23 protein-coding genes and 1 pseudogene are annotated in these 23,250 nt (G+C 46.2%); 21 read left to right on the top strand and 3 right to left on the bottom strand.

Annotated elements, in window-relative coordinates; translation table 11 throughout:
- The first annotated feature begins 1 nt into the window (after position 1).
- From AB5150_RS11015 to AB5150_RS10970, 10 genes are all read left to right on the top strand, one after another.
- Positions 2-685, top strand: coding sequence for a riboflavin synthase (locus tag AB5150_RS11015; protein WP_055273327.1), 684 nt, complete (start codon positions 2-4; stop codon positions 683-685).
- Between the two features lie 25 nt (positions 686-710).
- Positions 711-1,916, top strand: a complete 1,206-nt coding sequence (locus AB5150_RS11010; protein WP_055273329.1) for a bifunctional 3,4-dihydroxy-2-butanone-4-phosphate synthase/GTP cyclohydrolase II — start codon at positions 711-713, stop codon at positions 1,914-1,916.
- Positions 1,917-1,972: 56 nt separating this feature from the next.
- Positions 1,973-2,434 (top strand): 6,7-dimethyl-8-ribityllumazine synthase, encoded by a 462-nt coding sequence (gene ribE, locus AB5150_RS11005; RefSeq protein ID WP_015533909.1) that lies wholly within the window; start codon positions 1,973-1,975, stop codon positions 2,432-2,434.
- Between the two features lie 144 nt (positions 2,435-2,578).
- Positions 2,579-3,397 (top strand): Cof-type HAD-IIB family hydrolase, encoded by an 819-nt coding sequence (locus AB5150_RS11000; RefSeq protein WP_055273331.1) that lies wholly within the window; start codon positions 2,579-2,581, stop codon positions 3,395-3,397.
- A 45-nt stretch (positions 3,398-3,442) separates the two neighbouring features.
- Positions 3,443-4,264: a DUF1189 domain-containing protein gene (locus tag AB5150_RS10995; RefSeq protein WP_015533907.1), complete on the top strand. Its 822-nt coding sequence runs from the start codon at positions 3,443-3,445 to the stop codon at positions 4,262-4,264.
- A gap of 37 nt (positions 4,265-4,301) precedes the next feature.
- The gene (locus tag AB5150_RS10990) at positions 4,302-4,835 is read left to right on the top strand and encodes a CYTH domain-containing protein (protein WP_055223316.1); all 534 of its coding nucleotides are present in this window, start codon (positions 4,302-4,304) and stop codon (positions 4,833-4,835) included.
- Entirely contained in the window at positions 4,832-5,377 is a 546-nt protein-coding gene (locus tag AB5150_RS10985) for a DJ-1 family glyoxalase III (RefSeq protein ID WP_022215915.1), read from the top strand. The genes AB5150_RS10990 and AB5150_RS10985 overlap by 4 nt, the downstream gene beginning before the upstream one ends.
- A complete protein-coding gene (locus AB5150_RS10980; protein WP_368291871.1) occupies positions 5,377-7,845 on the top strand; it encodes an ATP-dependent DNA helicase in 2,469 nt (822 codons plus the stop codon). Before AB5150_RS10985 ends, AB5150_RS10980 begins: the two co-directional genes overlap by 1 nt.
- A 106-nt stretch (positions 7,846-7,951) precedes the next feature.
- Complete coding sequence (murF, locus tag AB5150_RS10975; RefSeq protein ID WP_055146921.1) at positions 7,952-9,319, top strand: UDP-N-acetylmuramoyl-tripeptide--D-alanyl-D-alanine ligase; 1,368 nt, start codon at positions 7,952-7,954, stop codon at positions 9,317-9,319.
- A gap of 230 nt (positions 9,320-9,549) precedes the next feature.
- Positions 9,550-10,002, top strand: a complete 453-nt coding sequence (locus AB5150_RS10970) for a DUF6465 family protein (RefSeq protein ID WP_022215918.1) — start codon at positions 9,550-9,552, stop codon at positions 10,000-10,002.
- A gap of 312 nt (positions 10,003-10,314) precedes the next feature.
- Here the strand turns inward: AB5150_RS10970 and AB5150_RS10965 are convergent.
- A pseudogene (locus AB5150_RS10965) lies at positions 10,315-11,571 on the bottom strand (ammonium transporter); the annotation flags it as partial.
- Positions 11,572-11,882: 311 nt separating this feature from the next.
- On the opposite strand from AB5150_RS10965, the gene AB5150_RS10960 reads away from it, so the two are divergent.
- Positions 11,883-12,641 carry a helix-turn-helix transcriptional regulator gene (locus AB5150_RS10960; RefSeq protein ID WP_022215920.1) on the top strand — a complete coding sequence of 253 codons (759 nt, stop codon included), beginning with the start codon at positions 11,883-11,885 and terminating at the stop codon, positions 12,639-12,641.
- A gap of 71 nt (positions 12,642-12,712) precedes the next feature.
- Here the strand turns inward: AB5150_RS10960 and AB5150_RS10955 are convergent, their stop codons facing one another.
- Positions 12,713-13,051, bottom strand: a complete 339-nt coding sequence (locus AB5150_RS10955; RefSeq protein ID WP_015533899.1) for a P-II family nitrogen regulator — start codon at positions 13,049-13,051, stop codon at positions 12,713-12,715.
- Positions 13,052-13,354: 303 nt separating this feature from the next.
- On the opposite strand from AB5150_RS10955, the gene clpX reads away from it, so the two are divergent.
- From clpX to AB5150_RS10910, 9 genes are all read left to right on the top strand, one after another.
- On the top strand, positions 13,355-14,842 hold the full coding sequence (gene clpX / locus AB5150_RS10950; protein WP_022215922.1) for an ATP-dependent Clp protease ATP-binding subunit ClpX: 1,488 nt from the start codon (positions 13,355-13,357) through the stop codon (positions 14,840-14,842).
- A gap of 276 nt (positions 14,843-15,118) precedes the next feature.
- Positions 15,119-15,685 (top strand): manganese efflux pump MntP family protein, encoded by a 567-nt coding sequence (locus AB5150_RS10945; RefSeq protein ID WP_015533897.1) that lies wholly within the window; start codon positions 15,119-15,121, stop codon positions 15,683-15,685.
- A 97-nt stretch (positions 15,686-15,782) separates the two neighbouring features.
- Entirely contained in the window at positions 15,783-17,621 is a 1,839-nt protein-coding gene (locus tag AB5150_RS10940) for a DUF885 domain-containing protein (protein ID WP_368291870.1), read from the top strand.
- Between the two features lie 138 nt (positions 17,622-17,759).
- Positions 17,760-19,421, top strand: coding sequence for a S8 family peptidase (locus tag AB5150_RS10935; RefSeq protein ID WP_022215925.1), 1,662 nt, complete (start codon positions 17,760-17,762; stop codon positions 19,419-19,421).
- 9 nt (positions 19,422-19,430) lie between these two features.
- Entirely contained in the window at positions 19,431-19,841 is a 411-nt protein-coding gene (locus AB5150_RS10930) for a hypothetical protein (RefSeq protein ID WP_015533895.1), read from the top strand.
- A 101-nt stretch (positions 19,842-19,942) separates the two neighbouring features.
- Entirely contained in the window at positions 19,943-20,545 is a 603-nt protein-coding gene (thrH, locus tag AB5150_RS10925) for a bifunctional phosphoserine phosphatase/homoserine phosphotransferase ThrH (RefSeq protein WP_015533894.1), read from the top strand.
- A gap of 14 nt (positions 20,546-20,559) precedes the next feature.
- Entirely contained in the window at positions 20,560-21,054 is a 495-nt protein-coding gene (locus AB5150_RS10920) for a hypothetical protein (protein WP_015533893.1), read from the top strand.
- A 41-nt stretch (positions 21,055-21,095) separates the two neighbouring features.
- Positions 21,096-21,449 carry a hypothetical protein gene (locus AB5150_RS10915; protein ID WP_368291869.1) on the top strand — a complete coding sequence of 118 codons (354 nt, stop codon included), beginning with the start codon at positions 21,096-21,098 and terminating at the stop codon, positions 21,447-21,449.
- A gap of 24 nt (positions 21,450-21,473) precedes the next feature.
- Complete coding sequence (locus AB5150_RS10910) at positions 21,474-21,803, top strand: DUF308 domain-containing protein (protein ID WP_368291867.1); 330 nt, start codon at positions 21,474-21,476, stop codon at positions 21,801-21,803.
- Between the two features lie 74 nt (positions 21,804-21,877).
- Here AB5150_RS10910 and AB5150_RS10905 read toward each other — a convergent pair whose 3' ends face one another.
- A complete protein-coding gene (locus tag AB5150_RS10905; RefSeq protein WP_055280498.1) occupies positions 21,878-22,426 on the bottom strand; it encodes a hypothetical protein in 549 nt (182 codons plus the stop codon).
- Between the two features lie 140 nt (positions 22,427-22,566).
- On the opposite strand from AB5150_RS10905, the gene AB5150_RS10900 reads away from it, so the two are divergent.
- A partial coding sequence (locus AB5150_RS10900) for a polysaccharide deacetylase family protein (RefSeq protein WP_368291865.1) occupies positions 22,567-23,250 on the top strand: 684 nt, incomplete at its 3' end.

The raw sequence follows: 23,250 nt of genomic DNA, 5'->3' as shown, positions 1-23,250 counted from the left end.
CATGTTCACAGGAATAGTAGAAGAGATAGGAACTATAAGAAAGATAGATAAAGGCGTAAGCTCCTGCAGCATCACGGTGCAGGCAGACAAGGTCCTCCATGGAAGCCAGGTTGGAGACAGTATAGCGGTAAACGGTGTGTGTCTTACTGCAACCGGCATATCGGGGAATATCTTTACTGCGGATGTCATGCCTGAGACTTTGAGACGAAGCGGACTTGGACAGCTTACCGGTGGCAGCAGGGTGAACCTTGAGCGTGCCATGGCGGCCGGAGGAAGATTTGGCGGACATATAGTGTCAGGACATATAGATGGAACCGGAACGATCAGAGAGCTCAAAAGGGAGGGCAATGCAGTGTGGGTGACAATAGATTGTTCTCCGAAGATACTCAGATACATCATTGAGAAGGGCTCAATAGCCATAGACGGTATAAGCCTTACGGTTGCGTATGTCGATGATACATGCTTTAAGGTGTCGATCATTCCGCACACGGCGGGAGAGACGACGCTGCTGGATGGCAAGCCGGGCAAGGTGGTCAACCTTGAAAATGACGTGGTTGGAAAGTATGTTGAGAAACTGCTTATGCCATACAAAGGTGACGATACAGATGAAAAGCTTTCAAATGGAAATGCTTCAGATAGATCAGGACTTGATATGAAGTTTCTGGCAGAAAATGGATTTATGTAGACAGATATTTTAAGGAGGTAGAGTGATGAGTTTTGAATTCAACTCGATAGAGGAGATCGCTGCAGATCTTGCGGCGGGAAAGCCGGTTGTCATGCTCGATAACGAGGACAGAGAGAATGAGGGAGATGTAATCTGTGCAGCAGAATTTGCTACAACGGAGAATGTCAACTTCATGGCAAAGTGGGCGAGAGGTCTCATATGCATGCCTATGGATGCGTCATATGCGGATAAGCTGAATCTCCCACAGATGTGTATAACCAATACAGATAACCACTGCACAGCATTTTCAGTATCAGTGGATCATGTGGATACAACCACAGGAATCTCAGCCGAGGAGAGAGGCTACACAGCCAGAAAATTTGTGGATGAGAATGCAAAGCCGGATGACTTCAGAAGGCCGGGACATATGTTCCCACTTCAGGCAGTTGCAGGCGGAGTCATAGAGAGAAACGGCCACACAGAGGCTACAGTTGATCTTATGAAGGTTGCAGGACTTAAGCCTTGCGGACTGTGCTGTGAGATCATGAAGGATGACGGAACCATGGCGAGAAAGGATGACCTTGTGGAATTTGCAAAGGTTCATGGCCTTAAGATATCGACCATAGAGAAGCTTGTGCAGTACAGAAAAGAGCATGAAGTATTCGTTGAGTGTGTAGCCAAGGCAAAGCTTCCAACAAAGTATGGTGAGTTTACGATCTGTGGATATATCAACAAGCTGAACGGTGAACATCACGTGGCACTCACAATGGGTGATATAGCTGATGGCAAGCCTGTTCTCTGCCGTGTGCACAGCGAGTGCCTCACAGGCGATTGCTTCGGCTCACAGAAGTGTGACTGCGGACAGCAGCTCGATGCGGCCATGAAGGCCATTGCCAAGGAAGGCAGAGGCGTGCTCCTGTACATGAGACAGGAGGGCAGAGGAATCGGCCTTATCAACAAGATCAGGGCATATGCGCTTCAGGATCAGGGGCTTGACACCGTTGAGGCAAACCTCAAGCTTGGTTTCCCTGATGATGCAAGGGATTACACCATAGGAACACAGATACTTGTGGATCTCGGAATCAGACAGATCAGACTCCTCACCAACAACCCACTCAAGGTATACGGCCTTGCGGGCTACAATCTTGAGATCGTGGAGAGAGTTCCTATAGAGATAGAGCCAACCAAGTTTGACGCATTTTATCTCAAGACAAAAAAAGAGAAAATGGGTCATATGTTACACGAAGTCTAATATTTCATAAGGAGGGGCTGGGTAAGCTCCGATATAGAATAAGGAGGATAAATCAGATGAATAAGGTAGAAGGAAAGTTAGTAGCAAATGGAGCAAAGATAGGTATAGTAGCAGCGAGATTCAATGAGTTCATAGTTTCAAAGCTCGTCAGCGGTGCAGAGGATGCGCTTCTCCGTCATGATGTGAATGCAGACGACATCACAGTTGCATGGGTTCCGGGTGCATTTGAGATCCCTGTAATCGCAAAGAAGATGGCTGCAAGCGGCAAGTATGACGCTGTTATCTGTCTTGGTGCTGTTATCCGTGGTGCGACAAGCCACTATGATTATGTGTGCAACGAGGTTTCAAAGGGCGTTGCCTCAGTATCACTTGAGACGGGTGTACCTGTAATGTTCGGAGTTGTTACAACAGAGAATATCGAGCAGGCCATCGAGCGTGCAGGAACAAAGGCCGGCAACAAGGGTTATGACTGCGCTATGGGAGCTCTTGAGATGATCGACCTCATGAAGCAGTTGTAATGCAGACTGCAGAAAATGCGATATAATGAAGCATGCTGATGCATGCGCAGGTTATCAAGTGAAAATATAATGCGTACAGAAGATACAGGCACGTGTAGTTATAATACATGTGCCTGTAAATATATGACAGGATGGATATAATATATGAAAAGCACAGACAGGAAGATATTGTTCTTTGATATAGATGGAACGCTTATAACCGAGGACGGAAGGAGATACTTCCCGGACAGCGCAAGGCGTGCGCTGGCGCAGGCGAGAGCCAACGGACATCTGGTGTTCATCAACACTGGCAGAGTTTACTGTAATGTCACTGATGAGATCAAGGATGCGGGTTTTGACGGCTTTGTGTGTGGCTGCGGAACATCCATTTACTATGACGGCAAAGAGCTGTTCCACAATGATGTCAGCAGGGATGTGTGCAGGGATATAGCTTATGCATGCCGCAGATATGACATGTTTGGAATGTATGAGCACAGAGACAAGGTGTACGTGGACGGTCAGAACATGGGAAATGAACTCCTTGCAGAGATGGTCAGATACTTCCGGGCAAATGGAATATTTGTTGGGGAGGATGTGGACTCGGATGACTTTGAATTCGACAAGTTCTGCTGCTGGTTCGCGGATGACAATAAAAATGTTCCTGAGTTCCGCGAGTATGTATCACAGCATTTTGACTATATCGACAGAGGTTCAAATTTCTGCGAGATAGTTCCCAAGGGATTCAGTAAGGCGACAGGTATACAGTATCTTCTGGATTATTTTGATATTCCGCTTGAAAATGCATATGCATTTGGTGATGGCAACAATGACGCACCTATGTTATTATATTGTCCGAACAGCATAATCATGGAGAAGGGGCCGGAGGAGCTCAAAAGACAGGTTATGATGGTCACAGACGATGCGGAGAATGATGGAATATATAAGGCTATGGTGAAGCTTGGGATCATAGAGCCGATGGAGTAGCTGGTTCATTTTGCCGGTCAATAATTATTAGAGTTGGAGATTTATATGGAAGAACAGGAAGAGAACAAGAAGGTGACGCTGCTCGATCAGTTGTCGATAGCGGTCAGCAGTCCGAAGAATTACAAACAACTGGTTAAGCTGAAGACGGGACGCCTTGTGTGGTTTGTGGTGATCATATCCTTTTTACTGGCATTTATAGAGTTTGGAATAGACGCCATATTCTGGGTTGGCAAGGTCGGAGGTCTGAGGAATCTCATAACAAATAAGATCCCGGCATTCACATATCATGACAATAAGCTCGACATGGAACACGATATGCAGCTTGAGATAGGAAATGCTACTCTGTACATCAACACGGAGAATGCGTCAGTGAACCTTGACTCCATGGAAACGGATGGAGTGTACATCGCCATAGGAAGTGAGAATATAGTCATGGGAATGGTCTCAGATGGCAAGGGCTATGATTACATGGAGACACCGCTCAAATACATGTTCCTGCCGGATGGCTTCAACAATAGCAAGCTGGCGGTACTGACACCGGTATTTTATATGTACATGGTGATCATGTTCATTGCGGTGATGGTGGCATCGGCGGGCAGACAGCTTCTCCTTGCGCTGATATTCAGTATAGCGGGCAATAGACTTGCAAGAATTCTCAACACGGGACTGTCCTACGGCAAGGTATTTACGATATGTGTCTATGCACAGACTCTGGCGGTGTTCATAATGTCGGTCAACACTGCTCTTGGATATCTGTTATCCTCGTTTGTTGTATGGATCATCGCACTTGTCGTGTCCATGGTATTTATGAACAAAGCTATAGGAAGCTATGTGAGTGGAGATATACCGCCGGGAGATGTGTTCTGATAAGGCGGTCATTTGGTTTGAATAGGTGGAGGCATATATGGAGATAGAGAGAAAATACCTTGTACATGAGATACCTGTCGATCTGACAAAATATCAGGTGAAGCACATGGAACAGATGTATGTGTCCGTGAAGCCGGTCATAAGGATCAGGAGAACGGACGACAGACGTGTGCTCACGGTCAAATCCAAGGGACTGCTCAGCAGGCAGGAATTCGAGATGGATCTGGACGAGGATGAATACAGGAATCTCAGATGTAAGGCAGACGGCAATATAATAGAGAAGGACCGGTATATAATACCGCTTTCCGATACAGACGGAACCTGTGGTGACAGTGAAGTGGACAGGGAACTGAAGATCGAGCTGGACGTGTTCGACGGGATATTTGGCGGACTCACCTATGCTGAGGTTGAATTCCCGGAGGAGAAATTTGCAAATACATTTGTGCCGCCAACGTGGTTTGGCAGGGATGTGACTGAGGACGGTATCTATCAGAACAGCGCCCTGAGCGGCATGGACAGACGTGATATAGACAGTTTTGTAAAGAGTGCGAATAAGGAGGAAAAGCGATGAAGGCAAGAGTTTTATTTGCAACAGGTTATGAAGAGGTAGAGGCTCTCACGGTGGTGGATCTCTTGAGAAGAGCCGGAGTTGAGTGCCTGATGGTGTCGGCTGACGATCTGGATACAGTGACAGGAGCGCGAGGCATGGAGGTCACGATGGATGAGAAGTTATCAGAGATCGATGACCAGTGCGATCTTGTAGTTCTTCCTGGAGGTATTCCGGGGGTTCCGAACCTCAAGGCAAATTCAAAGGTTCAGGCCATGGTCAAGGCACAGAATGACAGAGGCGGTTATGTGGCTGCTATCTGTGCGGGACCTACAGCACTTGGCGCATTTGGCGTGCTTGCGGACAAGAATGCAACATGTTATCCGGGATGTGAGGATCAGCTCATGGCGAAGCGCCACAGCACGGAGCCGGTAGTGGTGGACGGAAATGTGATCACCAGCAGAGGAGTGGGAACAGCCATAGAATTTGCACTTAAGCTGGTTGAGATACTCATAGACAGACAGACTGCGGACGATCTCGCAGAGAAGATAGTATATAAGAGATAATGAATATAAAAATATCAGTTAGGAGCCTGGTGGAATTCATCTTCCGCAGTGGCGATATAAGTGATAGCAGTAGTGGGACTCTGTCCAGAGAAGCGATGAATGCGGGTAGCAGGATTCACAGGAAGCTTCAGAAAAGGGCAGGGTCTCATTATAATTCAGAGGTGCCGCTCCGGTATACAGAGGAGCTTGGCGGACATCTGATAACTGTGGAGGGCCGGGCTGATGGAATCATAGACAGATGCGGTGGCGAACAGGAAGAGCCCGGGGATATTGACGACGGCTTTGACATGGCAGAGGGGTATGCTGTGGACTTCCATGACAGCGATGTGCTTATAGATGAGATAAAGGGCATATACAGGAACCTCAATGACATGGAGAGCCCGCAGCGCGTCCACGTGGCCCAGGCGATGTGCTATGCGTATATATATTCAAAAGAGAATAATTATAGCTGGATAGATGTGAGGATAAGTTATGTAAACCTTGACAGCGAGAAGGAGAAGTTCTTCAGGCGGAGATATTCATTTGGCTATCTGGAGAAATGGTTCAGCTCAATGATGGCGGAGCTTTGCAAATGGATTGATCTGGTGGAAAAGCATCAGCTCATGAGAAATCAGTCCATCTCGGACATGGAGTTCCCATTTGAGTACAGGAAGGGCCAGAAGGAGATGGCTCTGTATGTGTACAGGGCTATTGAGCAGGAAAAACATCTGTATGTCCAGGCACCAACTGGAATCGGAAAGACCATGGCGGCGGTGTACCCGTCCATAAAATCCATGGTTCAGGGACATGTGTCGAAAATATTCTATCTGACAGCCAAGACCATAGCCCACACTGTGTCGAGAAATGCGGTGGAGCTGCTGGAGGACAGAGGTCTCAGGCTTAAGACTGTAATACTCACGGCAAAAGAGAAGATATGCTGTCAGGAACAGGTGGATTGCAATCCTGCGGTATGTCCGTATGCCGAGGGGCATTTTGACAGGGTAAATGATGCGCTGTACGACGTGGTATTACATGAGACGGTGGTTGACAGAGATGTGGTAATACGGTACGCACAGGCTCACAGGGTGTGTCCGTTTGAGTTGAGCCTTGATGTGAGTCTGTTTGCTGACATGGTGATATGTGACTATAACTATGTCTTTGATCCGAGGGCGAGCCTCAAGAGGTTCTTTGCGGCGGAGGGCGGTAAGCCGGGAGATTATGTATTCCTTGTGGATGAGGCGCACAACCTTGTGGACAGGGCTTCGTCCATGTACAGTGCGGAGATTGTGAAGGAGGACTTTCTGGAGCTCAAGAAGCTCACAGCCCAGTATGGCGGCCGTATGGCAAGACATATAGGAAGCTGCAACAGAGAGCTGCTTACGATGAAGAAGGAGGTTCCTGAGGAGGGATACAGGGTGCTCTCGAGCATAGCACCTCTTCACCTGAAATTGCTCAGCCTCCATGAAGCAATACAGCTCTTTCTGGAGGAGCACAGGCAGATCCCGGAGAGAAAGGAAGTCCTGAACTTTTATTTTAATCTCACTTCATTTCTGAACATTGCGGAGATGATGGATGAGAATTATGTCGTGTATGACGAGATAAGGGATGACGGAAGATTTGTGGTGAGACTGTACTGCGTCAAGCCTGCAGTTAACATAAGAAACTGCTTGGACAAAGGGCTTGCCACGGTGTTTTTCTCGGCTACGATACTTCCTGTCAGATATTATATGGAGATGCTGTCGGACTGCCCGGAGGACAGGGCAATATACATCCCGTCTCCATTTTCTGCGGAGAACAGGAAGATAATGATAGCAAATGATGTCACGACCAGATACACGAACCGTAATGAGGCGATGTACAGGAACATTTACAGCTATATAGAGCGCGTGATAAGTGCGAGACCGGGCAACTATATGGTGTTCTTTCCATCGTATGCCATGCTGGAGAAGGTGCATGTGCTCACTGAAGAGCTTCCAGAGTCTCTTGGGGTGGAAGTTATAGCCCAGGAACAATACATGACGGAGAGCGACAGAGAGAGCTTTCTGAGGGCATTTGAGGAGAAGGACAATGTGCTGGCACTGTGTATCATGGGCGGAATATTCTCCGAGGGAATCGATCTGACTGGTGACAGGCTGATAGGAGCGATAATAGTCGGACCCGGTCTTCCCCAGGTGTGCACGGAGAGAAAGCTGATGATGGATTACTTCGACAGCAGAACCGCGGCGGACGAAAAAGAGGCTGCATCCGACAGGAATGGATTCAGATATGCGTACCAGTACCCGGGAATAAACAAGGTATTTCAGGCTGCCGGAAGAGTCATAAGGACGGAGACGGATCAGGGGATAATACTTCTGATAGACGAGAGATTTGCCACCAGGCGTTACACGGAGCTGTTTCCTGTGGAATGGAATGACAGCGTGATATGCAACATGCAAAATGTGGACGGGATCCTTGAACAGTTCTGGGATTATAAAAGTAAAGAGATTTAAATATACAAAAGCATAATACAGTGCTATAATGGACACCTGATGAAGCCGGAGCGGCGGTAAAGCCCGGTTGTATATATTTTATCAATATGAAAAAAAGGGGATAGTGATGGTAGATATAACAGTAAAAAATATTCTGGAAGCTACAGGAGGCGTACTCCTCTGCGGAGATGAGAACACTGTTCTCACTGACATCTGTATAAACTCTAAGGAGGCCAAGGAGGGCGATCTGTTCGTTCCAATCATAGGAACAAGAACCGACGGACACAGATTTATAGAATCAGCACTTCAGACTGCAGCAGCCACACTCACATCGGAGCATGACAATGTTGTGGTGTCGGACAAGGCGTATATCAGGGTGGATGATACTGTTAAGGCATTGCAGGCCATTGGAAAGTATATAAGGAACAGATACGATATGCCTGTTGTGGCGGTTACAGGAAGCGTGGGCAAGACCACGACAAGAGAGATGATCACAGCGGCTGTCAGTGCTGGAATGAAGTGCTTCCACACAGAGGGCAATTATAATTCGGTGTATGGCGAGCCTATCACGGTGTCAAGGATGACAGACGAGTACGATGTGGCTGTTCTTGAGCTTGGAATCGGCGAGCCGGGTGAGATGGACATCCTCACTGATATAGCTCAGCCGGATATATGCGTTATAACGACCATAGGCGTTGCACATATAGAATATATGGGTTCACTGGAGAACACCCGCAAGGAGAAGCTCAGCATCATCAAGGGCATGGGCGAGAATGGAACACTGTATATCAACGGTGATGATCCTATGCTGTATGCGGTCAAGGATGAGATACCATGTAAGGTATACACATATGGCTGCGGCGAGGGCATGGACTTCAGAGCAACTAACATCCGCATGGAGGATGGATATTCTGTATACGATATGGTACATGGGGATGACGTTGTAACTGTCAAGGTAGGAGTGATGGGACTGCACAACGTGCGCAATTCATTGGTGGCCATGGCTGTGTCGCATCAGCTTGGAGTTCCATATGAGAAGTCGTCGAAGGCATTTGAGAATTTCAGAGGTCTCAGACAGAAGGTCATCAAGCTTCCTGGCAAATACACGATCATAGACGATACATACAATGCAAGCCCTGATTCCATGAAGGCTAGCACCGATGTCCTCTGTGACATGAAGTGCGAGGGCAAGAAGTATATCGTGCTCGGCGATATGCTTGAGCTCGGAGAGAAGAGCGATGAGTACCACTATGAAGTCGGAGAGTATCTCAGAGATAAGAAGATAGATGAGGTCATAGTCATCGGAGAGCATGCCCAGAAGATCAAGGAAGCTCTGGATGCCTGTGATACGAAGTATGCCAAGACTGTGTCATTCACTGACACGGAGGAGATCGCGATATACCTTATGGCGCTCATGAAGCCTGAGGATATAGTGCTTTTGAAGGGATCAAACGGAATGAAATTGAGTGAAGTGGTTAATATTCTCACGAATTAGTGTGTGTATTTGTACAAAATGACAAAAGCGGTCACGGATTTACAACGATCTGTGACCGCCTTTTTGTGTAAAGTGTTGCCATTTATTGTAAATCAATTCCCAAAACGATACAAAAGGGAGAAAAGAATTTGGTTATATTGAAAAAATATAAAAAATGGAGTAATATCAACCTAGCTTGAAAATAAATACATAAGATTACATAGATACTTTTTATTTGGGAGGAAAGAATCATGGCTACAGCAAAGAAGGCAGATGAGACAAAGAAGGTAACAAAGGCAACACCTGCAGCAGCACTTGCTAAGGTTGAGGCAGTTAAGAAAGAGGAAGCTGCAAAGAAGACAGCAGCTACAGAGACAAAGGCAGCACCTGCAAAGAAGGCAGCTCCAGTTAAGGAAGAGCCAAAGGCAGCACCTGCAAAGAAAACAGCACCAGCTAAGAAGGAAGAGACAAAGGCAGCAGCACCTGCAAAGAAGGCTACAGCAAAGAAGGCAGCTCCAGCTAAGACAACAGAGAATGTATTTGTTGAGTTCGCTGGCGGTCAGATCAAGATGGCAGCAATCGTTGCTAAGGTGAAGGAAGTTATTGGCAATAAGACAGTTAAGGAATTGAACGTATACTACCAGCCAGAAACAGGCATGGTATATTATACAGCTGATGGAGAATCAGGTTCTTACAGTCTTTAATCTATAGATGTTTGTTTTAAGACGGATCCCGGTCGTAATGACTGGGATCTTTTTTCTTTGTGCAATATTGTGTTGTATATAAGTGCCTTTCTGTGATAATATGTCATAGGTTAGGACAATCTAACTAATGCTTTTACAGGGGGTAAGAGATGACAATACACGAGTATGGAGACAGGAAGAATCCGCATATACTGCTTATACATGGCATGTGGATGTGAATATATTAAAAAGCCTGTGATATGAACTTTGATTCATACCACAGGCTTTTTGCTTGCAGATAATACTATATATTATGAATTACTTTGTTGTCAGGAAATCTGCGTATGCTGTAGGAAGACCATGCTCTGTAGGATCAAGTCCCTTGATCTCTTCCTCCTCAGATACTCTAAGTCCCATAGTCTTCTTGATGATCAGGAATACGATGGTGATCGTAACTGCTGTCCATGCTGCAACTGCTGCAAATCCAAGTAACTGGATGAGAAGTGGATGAATGCCACCGCCGTAGAACAGACCGTTTAATGTATCATTTCCAGGAACAGTTGTTGTGGAGAAGAGACCTACAGCGATTGTTCCCCAGATACCATTTACACCATGTACGGCTACGGCACCGACAGGATCGTCAACATGTAATGCGTGGTCACAGAGCCATACTCCGAATACTACGAGAAGTCCGGCAACGATACCGATGATAGCTGAGCCGAAAGCATCGACTGTATCACAAGGAGCTGTGATGGCAACGAGACCAGCGAGTGAAGCGTTGAGACACATTGACACATCAGGCTTGCCATATTTGAGCCATGTAAATATCATACATGAAACTGTTGCAAGTGCAGGTGCGATAGTAGTAGTGAGGAAGATAGAACCTAACTGCTCAACAGATGTTGCGGCTGCACCATTGAATCCGTACCAGCCGAACCACAGGATGAATACACCGAGTGCGCCGAGTGGAAGGTTATGACCTGGGAAGGTGTGAACCTTTACTACTTTGCCATTCTCATCCTTATTGAACTTTCCGATACGAGGTCCAAGTAATGCGGCACCAATCAGTGCTGAGATTCCACCTACCATATGGATGGCACATGAACCGGCAAAATCATGGAAGCCAAGTTTTACAAGCCAGCCACCTGGATTCCAGATCCAGTGAGCCTCAATAGGATATATCAGCAGTGAGATGATAGCTGAGTATACACAATATGCAGAGAACTTTGTTCTCTCTGCCATAGCTCCTGACACGATGGTTGCTGCTGTTGCACAGAACACAAGGTTGAATACGAAGCTTGACCAGTTATAGTTTTCAAAGTGAAGGAACAAATCCCATGATGGTTTTCCGATGAAACCTCCGAGTGCCCAGTCACTGCTGCCGAGCAGAAGTGATGAACCGAGGATCATGAATGAAACTGTACCGAGACAGAAATCCATGAGATTCTTCATTATAATGTTTCCGGCATTCTTGGCTCTTGTGAAACCGGCCTCAACCATTGCAAATCCGGCCTGCATCCAGAATACCAGTGCGGCTCCGACAAGGAACCATACTCCAAATACAATTGTGCTTACGTCTTCCATAATCATTCCTCCTTTTAATACATTGTAGTTGTGGAAGTGATCAGATAATAAAAAAAGATGCGTCCCGCCAGGTATGCTCCTGACAAAACACATCTTTGTGCACATTATATCTGATCGTACGTCACTGAGATATGACTGATAATAAGTATCTCAGTGCCACACCTCAATTACTAACTTGGGTTGAGTATAGTATTGAGATATGGTAAAATATTGAAAAAATCGGACGTGGAACGATAAACCTTATTATATTTTGCGCGGACTTAATATAATAAAGCAAAGATACGGTAAAGATAAATAAAGTTATGCGGAGATGGCGTATGGATAGTCAGATTTTATTGAATGTTAATTTTTGCAGTGAAGTACATACTAATTTAATAGAAAAGAATGAGAAGTCTGTGTATGTGAGAGCTGGTTACAGCTTGGGTGGGCTGAGAATAGTGCCACAGGAGAATGCTGGGATATGTGTGATATGTATGGATGGACACATCAAAAGGGTGTATCCGGGTGAACTGGAGGCGGCTGTTTGCATTGAGGAGAGTTGCAGCTTCATATCTGTGGAGCAGGATCTTGGATTTGGCAGGGAGACTCTGGATACCCAAGATATGCGTCTGCTTGAAAAACTGCTGACGGCTGATCATGCATTTACAGGAAATGGTGCAGAAGATCCGATAGAGAGTGCGACAGAGGAGATCACGGAGCATATAGAGAAATGCGGATCGTTGTGGCAGAGGAATGGCATGGCTGATTCGGACATCGTGAAACAGGCGGATGTCATATATGCGGCAAAAGGGAAGATAAGCATATTAGAGCTTGCTGAGCAGATGGGATGCACCGTTAGACATGTGCATAGGAGATTTGTGGAGGAGCTGGGGGTCAGCCCCAAGAGGTTTGCCCGCATCGTGAGGATCAGGGAGACTGTGAGAAAAATGCTGGAGCATCCGGGCGGACATGTCACGGATTATATGGATGACATGGGATATTCTGACCAGGCGCATTTCCAGAGAGAGTTTAAGTGGTATACAGGGATGACCCCGGGGAGTCTGCTGAAGATACTGGGAGACAGAGCTGAACGATAAAAAACAGGCAGTGGACAAATGCCACTGCCTGCCAATTTAGAAAAAGGAATGATACTGGATACCTGTGCTTATTAGAGCGCTGTCTCTCCACGCTCGCCTGTACGGATACGAACGACATCTGCCACATCATATACGAAGATCTTACCATCACCGATCTTACCTGTGGATATTCTCTCGCAAACCTTGAAAATGATCTTGTCCGCAACATCGTCTGCTGCTATGGTCTCGATCTTTACCTTTGGAATAAGGTTTACAACATATTCGCTTCCTCTGTAAGTTGTCTTATATCCCTTCTGATTACCGTAACCCATGATGTTTGATACCATGGCACCTGTTGATTCACACTCATCAAGTATTGACTTTACATCATCAAGCTTTTCTGAACGAACTACGATTTCAAGTTTCTTCATAAATACAGTCCTCCTTTTACCCGTTAGATTTATTTTTTATGATTATAGCATAGCGAAAAATCCAATTCCATAGCACTTCGCAAATGCCGAAATTTTAAAACGATTCGAAAGATGCCAGCGGTAAAATAATACAAAAAACAGACAAATGACTTAATAATATTAAGGACAGAAGCGGGGCGGCGCTGCGTGCCAGCGGTTAATTTACAGTAATTTCATATTTGCAGGTGTTGGTAAATGTGGTATATGTGTGTTATTATATTTCTGACTGAGACTATATGTATAATCAGGAAAGGAAAATGAGATATGGCAGAGAATTATGATGATATAGATAAGAAGACACCGGATACGGTGGATACCGATGGACATGCATCGGATGATAAGGACAACGATGACGATTACGAGAAATACTGCTACCTGTGCAGGAGACCGGAGAGCGTGGCCGGCAAGCTGATACATATGCCTGGAGATATAAATATATGTGCAGACTGCATGCAGAGATCATTTGACAGCTTCAACAATTCCGGGTTTGGCAACATGCCGGGGCTTGGCAATATGCAGTTCATAGATCTGACAAATATGCCATTTGGCAATATAGATATGTCCAAGTTCAAGGCACAGAATGACGTGCCAAAGTCACAGAAAGTCAAGAAGAAGGCGCCAAAGGAAAAGAAGCAGGAGGAAGAACTCACGCTTAAGACAATTCCGGCTCCTCATAAGATCAAGGCTATGCTGGACGAGTATGTTGTGGGACAGGAATATGCCAAGAAGGTTATATCCGTGGCTGTATACAATCATTATAAGAGGGTTCTCACAGATACCATGGATGATATAGAGATAGAGAAGTCCAACATGCTGATGGTGGGACCTACAGGCTGTGGTAAGACATATATAGTCAAGACCATAGCAAGACTTCTCAAGGTGCCTCTCGCAATAACTGATGCGACAACTCTTACAGAGGCCGGTTATATAGGCGATGATGTTGAGAGTGTTCTGTCAAAGCTTCTCGCCGCCGCCGACAATGATGTGGAGAAGGCAGAGAGAGGAATCGTGTTCATAGATGAGATAGACAAGATCGCCAAGAAGCAGAACAGCAACAGCAGGGATGTGAGCGGTGAATCCGTACAGCAGGGACTGCTGAAGCTCCTCGAGGGCGCAGATGTCGAGGTGCCTGTTGGATCAGGAAGCAAGAATGCCATGGTTCCTATGACTACGATCAACACAAGAAACATCCTCTTTATATGTGGTGGAGCATTCCCTGATATAGAGGAGATTATAAAGCAGAGAATAAGCAGGCAGGCGTCAATGGGCTTTAAGGCTGAGCTCAAGGACAAATATGATGATGATCCGAATCTGCTGAGACAGGTTACAACCGAGGATCTCCGTGAGTTTGGCATGATACCTGAGTTCCTTGGAAGACTTCCGGTACTCTTCACACTTGATGCGTTGGACAAGGATATGTACGTGAGCATACTCAAAGAGCCTAAGAATGCGATATTAAAGCAGTATAAGAAGCTCCTTGCACTGGATGAGGTGGATCTTAGATTTGACGATTCGGCATACGAGGCGATAGCCGAGGAGGCGATCAAGAGGAAGACGGGAGCCAGAGCATTGCGTGCAATTATAGAGAAATTCATGCTGGATATCATGTACCAGATCCCAAGGGATGACACCATAGGAAGGGTGACCATCACAGGTGATTATATAAAGGGCAAGGGAAGCCCTATCATAGAACTGCGCGGAACACCGGCACTTGAGGAGGCAAGCGCAACTCAGATCGATAAGCAGGACTGAACAGATCTGTAATGACAATAATGCGATAACAGGAAAATGCTACTTGATAATATTTTATCAATATGCTAGAATATCACCGTTCATTAAGGGAGTAGTCAGCGCAGAGCTTGCGTTGTGATATCAACATAATGATTGGCAACCATCGGTCGATGATGGCGTGAATCTGGTATTACTGTAGATGATGAGACTTTCTGGACAGCTTTTAGCTGCCCGGGAGGTCTCTTTTTATATGTGTCTGTGACTGCATCCGTCAAATCTATATCAAGGAGAAAAATTATGAGTATTGCAGAGTTATTCCTGTTGGCAGTTGGTCTTTCAATGGATGCATTTGCCGTGTCTATCTGTAAGGGGTTGTCCCTGCGCAACATCAAGGTGAAGCACATGCTTATCGCAGGTGCGTGGTTTGGAGGATTTCAGGCACTTATGCCGACGGTAGGATATGTCCTCGGAAGCTTTTTTGCAGATCTGGTAAGCAAATGGTCACACTGGATCGCATTTGTGCTCCTCCTGTTCATCGGCGGAAGCATGATCAAGGAGTCGTTTGGCGAGGAAGAGGAAGTAGATGCAGATATGAGCTTTAAGGTCATGTTCCTTCTGGCGGTTGCAACCAGCATAGACGCACTGGCGGTTGGAGTGTCATTTGCATTCCTCAAGCTGTCCACTCTGTATATCATACTTGCGGTATTATTCATAGGATGTATCACATTCATATGTTCAGCGGTCGGAGTGAAGATCGGAAGTATATTCGGAACAAAGTACAAGTCAAAGGCTGAGCTTGCCGGAGGTATCATACTTATACTCATAGGAGTAAAGGTTGTTCTGGACGGACTCGGTATATTGTAACCTTAACATAAAATAAATGGACAATAGTATGGTTTATGGCATACAATGTGTAGATAGGTTATGTGAAGGGACAATATATTAAGTAAGGAGTAGATGTATGACCAGATTCAAAAAGAATATGAGAAGATTTGTCGTGGCTGCTGTTGTCGGAGCCATGGCCATGTCGATGACTGCATGTACTTCTCATATGTTTGATGAGAAGACTATCACAGGAACAATAAAGGATAATGCGGACGACTACACAAAGGTGCAGAAGGAGTTCGAGGAATATCTGCACGATGAGTATGTGGACAGTGTGACATCGGACACACTCTCGTACAACTATGAGATAAAGGATGGGGATGCCCTTGGTATTCCTGAGCCGGAGGTATCTCTGGGCGATTCGGATATGAGCGATGAGGGAATCAAAAAACGTAAGGCTGAGTTTGATGAGTCCTTTGACAAGCTCAAGTCATTTGACAGGGACGATCTCACGGAGAGCCAGCAGCTCACATACGATATACTTAATCAGTATCTGGAGACGGAGTCAGAGGGTTATCTGAACATATACCTCAGCGAGCCGTTCTCACCTATGAAGGGACTGCAGTCGAATATATCCACATATTTCACAGACTACCGTTTTGACGACAAGGGTGATGTGGAGAGATATCTCCAGGTGCTTGGAATGGTAAGGGATTATTTTGATGACAATCTAGAGTTTGAGAAGACAAAGTCCGAGAAGGGATATTTTATGAGTGATTCCGTGTGCGATAAGGTCATCGAGCAGTGCGAAGACTTCATCAAGGACAAGGACAATCACTTCATGATACAGGTGTTCAACGATAACATCGAGGCGCTGGACTTCCTGACTGCGGACGAGATAGCGGACTTTGAGGAACAGAATAAGAAGGCCGTTGCGGAAAGTCTTATACCTGCATATGAGGATGTTATAGATGTGCTGTCATCGCTCAAGGGAACCGGTAAGAACCAGGGCGGTGTGTGTGGCTATGAAGGTGGTAAAGAGTATTACGCTTACCTTTTGAAGGACGCTGCGGGAACTGATAAGACACCTGAGGAAGTGGCACAGATGCTGGATGACAACCTGTCAGATCTCATGACAGATCTGTATTCCATAGCCATGACACAGTACGATTCATATGAATATTTTGTGGAGCACTACGATGACCTCTTTGGAGACAGTGACTCAAAGGAGCCTTCAGAAATAATAGATATACTCATGAATACAGCCACCAAGAACTACCCAGACTTTGGAGAGATAAAGTATCAGGCGAAGAAGCTTGATAAGAGCCTTGAGGATATTCAGGAGAATACGCTGGCATACTATATGTCACCTGCGATCGATGACCAGGACAACAACCTTATCAGGGTAAATGGCAAACATACGGATGGTATGTGGACCACACTTGCCCATGAGGGATATCCGGGACACATGCTGCAGAATGCATACTACATGTCAACAGATCCTGAACCGGTACGTACCATATTAAGCTTCCTTGGATACAAGGAGGGCTGGGCAATGTATGCGTGCTATGATGCCATAAACTATTACACATTTGATGGGGCATCTGATTCGGACACCGTTGCAAAACTGTACAGGTTAAACGATGAGATCAATTATCTCATAAGTGGAAGAATCGATATAGGAATCAACTATGAGGGCTGGTCACTGCAGGAAGCAAAAGATTACCTGAATGAAAAGGGATTCAACGGCGATGCTGCCGACGATCTGTATACTACCATGATAGGTGATCCTGCCGTATACCAGAGTTATTCAACAGGCTTCTATGAGATGCAGGAGATCAGGGATTATGCTGAGGAACAGCTTGGATCAAAGTTTGACTTGAAGGAGTTCAATACAGTCGTTCTCGAGACAGGTCCATGCCAGTTCAATATCCTGAAGCAGCAGGTTCAGAAGTATATTGATACAAAACAATAAAATAGAATATAGCCGGTACATATAATGTACAGATGGAGACATACCGCAGCCGGAGAAATTTCCGTGCTGCGGTATTTTTGTGTAAAGATTCGGAATTTGCTGCATATACTATATAGATTGCCCCTGGAGGGATGTGCGGTGATATCAGATGCTGTTTACTCAGAGGATTATGTGGAATATATAATAGAATACAACGGAGACAGGGAAGTTCTGATGGATCTGTATCAGCCATACGGGCTCAACATAATAGACGACAGATATGCGGTGGCATATCAGCCGTTTCCGGCCGGGTATATGGAGAGTTTTTCAAGGCTTGAGTACAATCTTTTCCCAAAAGTGTACGGTCTGATGGACGATGTGGGGGCTCTTGAGGCTATAGGGGTTATCAATATCCAGCAGGAAAATATACTCGGACTCACCGGAAAGGGGATACTGCTTGGCATCGTCGATACGGGGATCGATATATTTGGCAGTTCATTTGTGCGGGATGGGGGTAAGACAAAGATACTTGCGGCGTGGGATCAGACAGTGGAGGAGGCTGACAACGCATCATACGGCTACGGCAGGGAGTATAGCACGGAGGAGATACAGGCTGCTGTGGATGAGAGACAAAGGATATTGACGGATACCACCGGGCATGGAAGCTTCTGCGCGGGAACGGCTGTGAGTGTGGCTCCGTCGGCAGACCTGGTGGTGGTGAAGTTAAAGCAGGCAAAGCAGAATCTACGCAGTTTTTATGGTATTCCATCGGATGCAAATGCGTACAGTGAGGTTGACATAATGACAGCGATAGCATATCTGCTTGAGCAGCAGAAAAAGCTGCGCATGCCTATGAGCATACTCGTGACGCTTGGGACCAACAGTGGAAGCCATACGGGGGCGGAAGCACTTGACAAATATATAAACAACATAGGAGAGCTTCAGGGGCTTGCGGTATCTGCTGCCGGTGGCAACGAGGGGAGAGCAGGACATCATTATTCCGGGATCGTCACAGGGGCATACGATGTCGTTGAGATCGATGTGGCAGATCGCAACAGCTTTACACTTGAGATATGGGGTAAGTCCACCAATACCTACTCGGTGGCCATAGAGATTCCCGGCGGGGAATTTATAGAGAGGATATCGCCGAGGTATGACAGGAGCTCGATCATCCGTCCGATATTTGGGGGTGGAATGATATATGTCGACTATTTTCTCATAGAGGATTCTGCTGGGCAGGAGCTCATCATGCTCAGATTTATAACCCCGGCAAATGGTATATGGCGGATAAGGGTGTACGGTGTTGGAACCACGGAGCTCAGCTTTAACGCGTGGCTGCCCATAAGCAGCTTTGTATCCCCGGGGACGAGATTTGTGTCAAGTGATCCGGGGGTGACCATAACCAGCCCGGCGGTGGCGGAGACTGCGATATGCACTTGCGCATATGATCACTCAAATGGTAATCTGTATATAGACAACAGCAGAGGCTATACGGCGGACGGCAGGGTGAAACCGGATCTTCTCGCTCCCGGAGTGAATATAAGGGGAGAAGGAGCCAGCGGGGAGACGGTTATAAGAAGCGGCACCTCAGTGGCGGCTTCATACACTGCGGGCTGCAGTGCCATCATGCTTGAGTGGTCGTATGGGAGAAAGATGATAAGGAATATAAACGGCAACCAGATAAGGGGCTACCTGATAAGGGGAGCGGTGAGACCGGGAAGTTCGGGCGGGCTTTTGGAGATCAGGCAGTATCCGAATCCCGAGTGGGGATATGGCCTGCTGAACATTTACAATACATTTGAAAGTCTCAGGAATGTGTGAGGATAAGTTATGGGAAGAACATGCAGAGAAGAGCTGGCGAGCGGCGGTACGCTAATAATAAGTGAGAATGACTTCAGGATAGAGTATTTCTTCCCGGGGCCGGATGGACGCTATGGTGGAGTGAGGGTCAATATTCCGGGAAGGAAAGTTGAGACCTATATGAGGGCATGGCAGAAGAATTATGAAAGGTACGAAGAGCTTCAGAAGGCGGCGGGTGCAAGTGTGGTGAAGAGACCGGCTGCGATGAGAGGTGAGTGCGGAATGACGATACGGACCGGTTTCATGGACGGAGTATACCTGAAGGGAAGCCACATGAGAGTGACGGAAAGGGTGCAGCTCGACATGATAATCCGGGATTATGGATACGCTCTGGACAGATGGAAGAAGTCCGGGCAAATGCCTGAAAGTAGTGATTGTTAGTCTGCGTGATACTGTGCTATAATGCATCTGTGTGGTCAGAAACGGGAGGAGTATGACATGCATTAATTCACACTATTTATAAGAACGGAGGATAATATAATATGTATATAACATGTCTTGATTTAGAGGGAGTACTGGTGCCTGAGATTTGGATCGCATTTGCGGAGGCAAGCGGAATACCTGAGCTTAAGAGAACAACAAGGGATGAGCCTGACTACGATAAGCTCATGAACTGGAGACTTGGTATACTTAAGGAGCACGGACTTGGACTCAAGGAGATACAGGAGACTATAGCAAAGATAGATCCTATCCCTGGAGCAAAGGAGTTTCTGGATGAGCTGAGATCCATAGGACAGGTGATAATCATAAGCGATACATTTTCACAGTTTGCAGGCCCTCTCATGAAGAAGCTCGGTTATCCTACAATATTCTGTAATGAGCTGATCGTTGCAGATGACGGTGAGATCACAGGCTTCAAGATGAGATGCCCACAGTCGAAGCTCACAACAGTCAAGGCTCTGCAGTCAATCGGCTACGACACTATAGCAAGCGGTGACAGCCACAACGATCTGGGAATGATCTATGCGAGCAAGGCAGGCTTCCTGTTCAAGAGCACAGATCAGATCAAGGCGGATAATCCTGATCTTGAGGCATTTGAGACATACGATGAGCTTCTTGCGGCCATCAAGAAGGCAATGGACTAGTTGGAGATACAGATATGAAGTACAAGAGTGTAGATGAGATCGAGACGCTCTCTTTCAGGGATGCGACTCTGATCAGATGTATATATTCGGAGAAGCAGGGAATCCTGGAATTTGAATTTGACGGCGCGGTAGTCAGAGAGGACAACTCTGCAAATGAGCTCTATACTGACAGATATGCCAGTGATATGCAGGTCAGATTCACTGAGCCTGAGATCGAGGCACTTCTGCTCGAGGGTCATAAGTATTACGATGCGAACGATGTCCTCCAGGAGTCAGTACCGGATAAGCCTGTGGACAGGGCGGACTATGAGGATGTGCTGAAGAGCTTTGAGGGCAAGGTTGTATTTTATTCGGGCCAGCCAAAGGAGATGCTCAAGTCTTCGGAGAATGCTGACAGAAAATGCTATCAGATGATAATAGATGTGGATGAGGAATCCTATGTTCTGAGTTTTTACTATGATAAGGTGATCGCACAGTGGGAGCACTTTATGAACAAGGTGATGAACTAGCCTGACGGTTCGGCAGGGATCAGGAAAGGAAGATGCGGCAGATGGCAAAGAGGATACGCCGGTATATAACATATATTGATGAGCTTTTAAAGAGGAATGATGTGGACTTTGCACGGGAGGCAGAGAGACATCTCACGCAGGTAGGATTTTTCATGCATGAGAGACTTATCCACCTCATAGTGCTGGTATTGTTTGCCGTATTGACGGTTGCAACATGTATAACATTTGTCGTGACGGCCAATATATCGCTGCTGATACTTGCACTTGCATTCATGGTGCTGCTTGTTCCATACATAATGCACTATCATCTTCTTGAGAACAGTGTCCAGTATATGTATGAGCAATACGACAGAATGCTCGAGAAGGCGGGCATAGATGCGTTTGTAAACAGATGATTGGTGAAAGGCGGTAAAGCATATATGTTCAATTTCGTTATGGGTATCGTGATGATCGGAATAGGCGCAATAAGTGTGGCTCATGCATTTTTTTCAAAAAATATGGCGGGCTTCATATTCTTCGGCATACTGATGATCGGATTCGGAATAGTGGAGCTGGTCAGATCCAGGGGCGTAAAGGCCAGAAAGAAGGATGCCAGAGACAGAGAGTTTGACATGTACAATCTCATTGCGTCGGAGATGGGAGTCAAGATCAATCCGCTCACAGGAGAGATGCTGAGCTCAGACAAGAAGGGTGAAGACGAACAAGTGACTGTTACTGAAGCTGATGATGCAGCGGATGTGGCAGAATAAGAACATAGAATAAAGCGGCATGGAGGTTTTTAGATACCTCCGTGCCGCTTGTTTTTTCATGCGGGATATTTCATCTATTTATAATCAGAGAAATCATACTCTGCAAATGTCTTCCCATGCTCATCGGATCTGTACACCTTGCCATCGCTGGAGTCGATATAGAAATCACCGACCTTGGTGTCGCCCTCTTTATTGTTGTCGTGGAGCTCGATGTGGTAGCCTGTTTTTCCACCGGAAAATTCTGTGAGATCCTTGTCACTGTTGGCAACCTCGAATCTTCCGTCACCTGCGGGAAGCTGATCCATGAACCAGTCCTGGGCATCATCGAATGAACCGAAGATGCCTGACACGGTGTTTCCCACGCCGTCAGCGACATCCTTTACACCGTCGGCCACGCCGTCAGCGACATCCTTTACAGCGTCGGCTGCTCCGCCTACAACGCCTTTGTCAGATGAGTCGGTGCTGTTTCCTTCAGAGCTGTTACCATTCTGAGCCTCAGATGTTGTCTGGGTGCTGGCTGCTGAAGATGAGCCAGTGCTTGAAGCACCGTTTGAATTGCCACAACCACAGAAGAGGATCATGGTGAGTGTCATACACATCACAAGTAAAAAGTATTTTTTCATTGTACATGTTCTCCTTTTTTTAATATTTGCTATTTATATTCTCCGTATATCTGAGAAATATTCATGGCATAAAAAATAGACACATAATTAAAAATAAAAAATAATATAATAGAAAAAATGCTATAGGCGGCGAGGATCATTTGAAAAAAATTGACAATGTGCAGGAGGTGACTGACAGATGGCAGTATATTATGCTGGCGGTTGCCATATTTCTTGCCATAATTTTCTGCTGTTATTACATAATCAGCCAGTCGAGGTGGGGCTTTTATACTGCCGGAGGGCCGGTCAGGCAGCAGGCAAATGTCCTGGGGGCGGATGAGAGCACACCATCGGAGGTGGATGGGGCAAATGATACCGGGGAGATGCAGCCGGAGAAGGACGAAACGGAGTCTGATGCGGAGCCGGAGATAACGAAGAGGGCGTATCTCACATTTGACGATGGGCCATCCGGGAACACAGTGGAGATACTGGATATCCTTGATAAATACGATGTGAAGGCAACATTTTTTGTCGTGGGGCGCGACAAGAGCTATTATGATGCCTACCGGGATATAGTGGATAGGGGACATACACTGGGGCTTCATTCGTACACCCATGATTACGATAAAATATATGGAAGCCTTGCTGATTTCTCCGAAGATATTGAGGAATTGCGAAATTTATTGTATGATGTAACAGGTGTAAATTGTGTATATTACAGATTCCCGGGCGGCAGTTCAAATACGGTATCCAGAGTGGATATGAACACCCTGATAGACTATGTGAATGCCGAGGGGCTTATATATTATGATTGGAATGCGCTGAACAATGATGCCGTGTGTGGC

Source organism: Coprococcus sp. RTP21281st1_F1_RTP21281_210402, from assembly GCF_040915325.1.
In the GTDB taxonomy this organism is placed as follows: domain Bacteria; phylum Bacillota; class Clostridia; order Lachnospirales; family Lachnospiraceae; genus Coprococcus; species Coprococcus aceti.
Note: the sequence above shows the minus strand (reverse complement) of the source record. Positions and strands in the feature narration are given on the sequence as shown.

Excerpts from the sequence above, each read along its gene's own strand:
- murF (WP_055146921.1), top strand. The coding sequence starts at position 7,952 with ATGGTAGATATAACAGTAAAAAATATTCTGGAAGCTACAGGAGGCGTA.
- AB5150_RS10945 (WP_015533897.1), top strand. The coding sequence starts at position 15,119 with ATGAGTATTGCAGAGTTATTCCTGTTGGCAGTTGGTCTTTCAATGGAT.
- AB5150_RS10985 (WP_022215915.1), top strand. The coding sequence starts at position 4,832 with ATGAAGGCAAGAGTTTTATTTGCAACAGGTTATGAAGAGGTAGAGGCT.
- AB5150_RS10940 (WP_368291870.1), top strand. The coding sequence starts at position 15,783 with ATGACCAGATTCAAAAAGAATATGAGAAGATTTGTCGTGGCTGCTGTT.
- AB5150_RS10910 (WP_368291867.1), top strand. The coding sequence starts at position 21,474 with ATGTTCAATTTCGTTATGGGTATCGTGATGATCGGAATAGGCGCAATA.
- AB5150_RS10920 (WP_015533893.1), top strand. The coding sequence starts at position 20,560 with ATGAAGTACAAGAGTGTAGATGAGATCGAGACGCTCTCTTTCAGGGAT.
- clpX (WP_022215922.1), top strand. The coding sequence starts at position 13,355 with ATGGCAGAGAATTATGATGATATAGATAAGAAGACACCGGATACGGTG.
- AB5150_RS10955 (WP_015533899.1), bottom strand. The coding sequence starts at position 13,051 with ATGAAGAAACTTGAAATCGTAGTTCGTTCAGAAAAGCTTGATGATGTA.
- AB5150_RS11000 (WP_055273331.1), top strand. The coding sequence starts at position 2,579 with ATGAAAAGCACAGACAGGAAGATATTGTTCTTTGATATAGATGGAACG.
- AB5150_RS10980 (WP_368291871.1), top strand. The coding sequence starts at position 5,377 with ATGAATATAAAAATATCAGTTAGGAGCCTGGTGGAATTCATCTTCCGC.
- AB5150_RS11010 (WP_055273329.1), top strand. The coding sequence starts at position 711 with ATGAGTTTTGAATTCAACTCGATAGAGGAGATCGCTGCAGATCTTGCG.
- ribE (WP_015533909.1), top strand. The coding sequence starts at position 1,973 with ATGAATAAGGTAGAAGGAAAGTTAGTAGCAAATGGAGCAAAGATAGGT.
- AB5150_RS10930 (WP_015533895.1), top strand. The coding sequence starts at position 19,431 with ATGGGAAGAACATGCAGAGAAGAGCTGGCGAGCGGCGGTACGCTAATA.
- AB5150_RS10960 (WP_022215920.1), top strand. The coding sequence starts at position 11,883 with ATGGATAGTCAGATTTTATTGAATGTTAATTTTTGCAGTGAAGTACAT.
- AB5150_RS10970 (WP_022215918.1), top strand. The coding sequence starts at position 9,550 with ATGGCTACAGCAAAGAAGGCAGATGAGACAAAGAAGGTAACAAAGGCA.
- AB5150_RS10990 (WP_055223316.1), top strand. The coding sequence starts at position 4,302 with ATGGAGATAGAGAGAAAATACCTTGTACATGAGATACCTGTCGATCTG.
- AB5150_RS10905 (WP_055280498.1), bottom strand. The coding sequence starts at position 22,426 with ATGAAAAAATACTTTTTACTTGTGATGTGTATGACACTCACCATGATC.
- thrH (WP_015533894.1), top strand. The coding sequence starts at position 19,943 with ATGTATATAACATGTCTTGATTTAGAGGGAGTACTGGTGCCTGAGATT.
- AB5150_RS10915 (WP_368291869.1), top strand. The coding sequence starts at position 21,096 with ATGGCAAAGAGGATACGCCGGTATATAACATATATTGATGAGCTTTTA.
- AB5150_RS11015 (WP_055273327.1), top strand. The coding sequence starts at position 2 with ATGTTCACAGGAATAGTAGAAGAGATAGGAACTATAAGAAAGATAGAT.
- AB5150_RS10995 (WP_015533907.1), top strand. The coding sequence starts at position 3,443 with ATGGAAGAACAGGAAGAGAACAAGAAGGTGACGCTGCTCGATCAGTTG.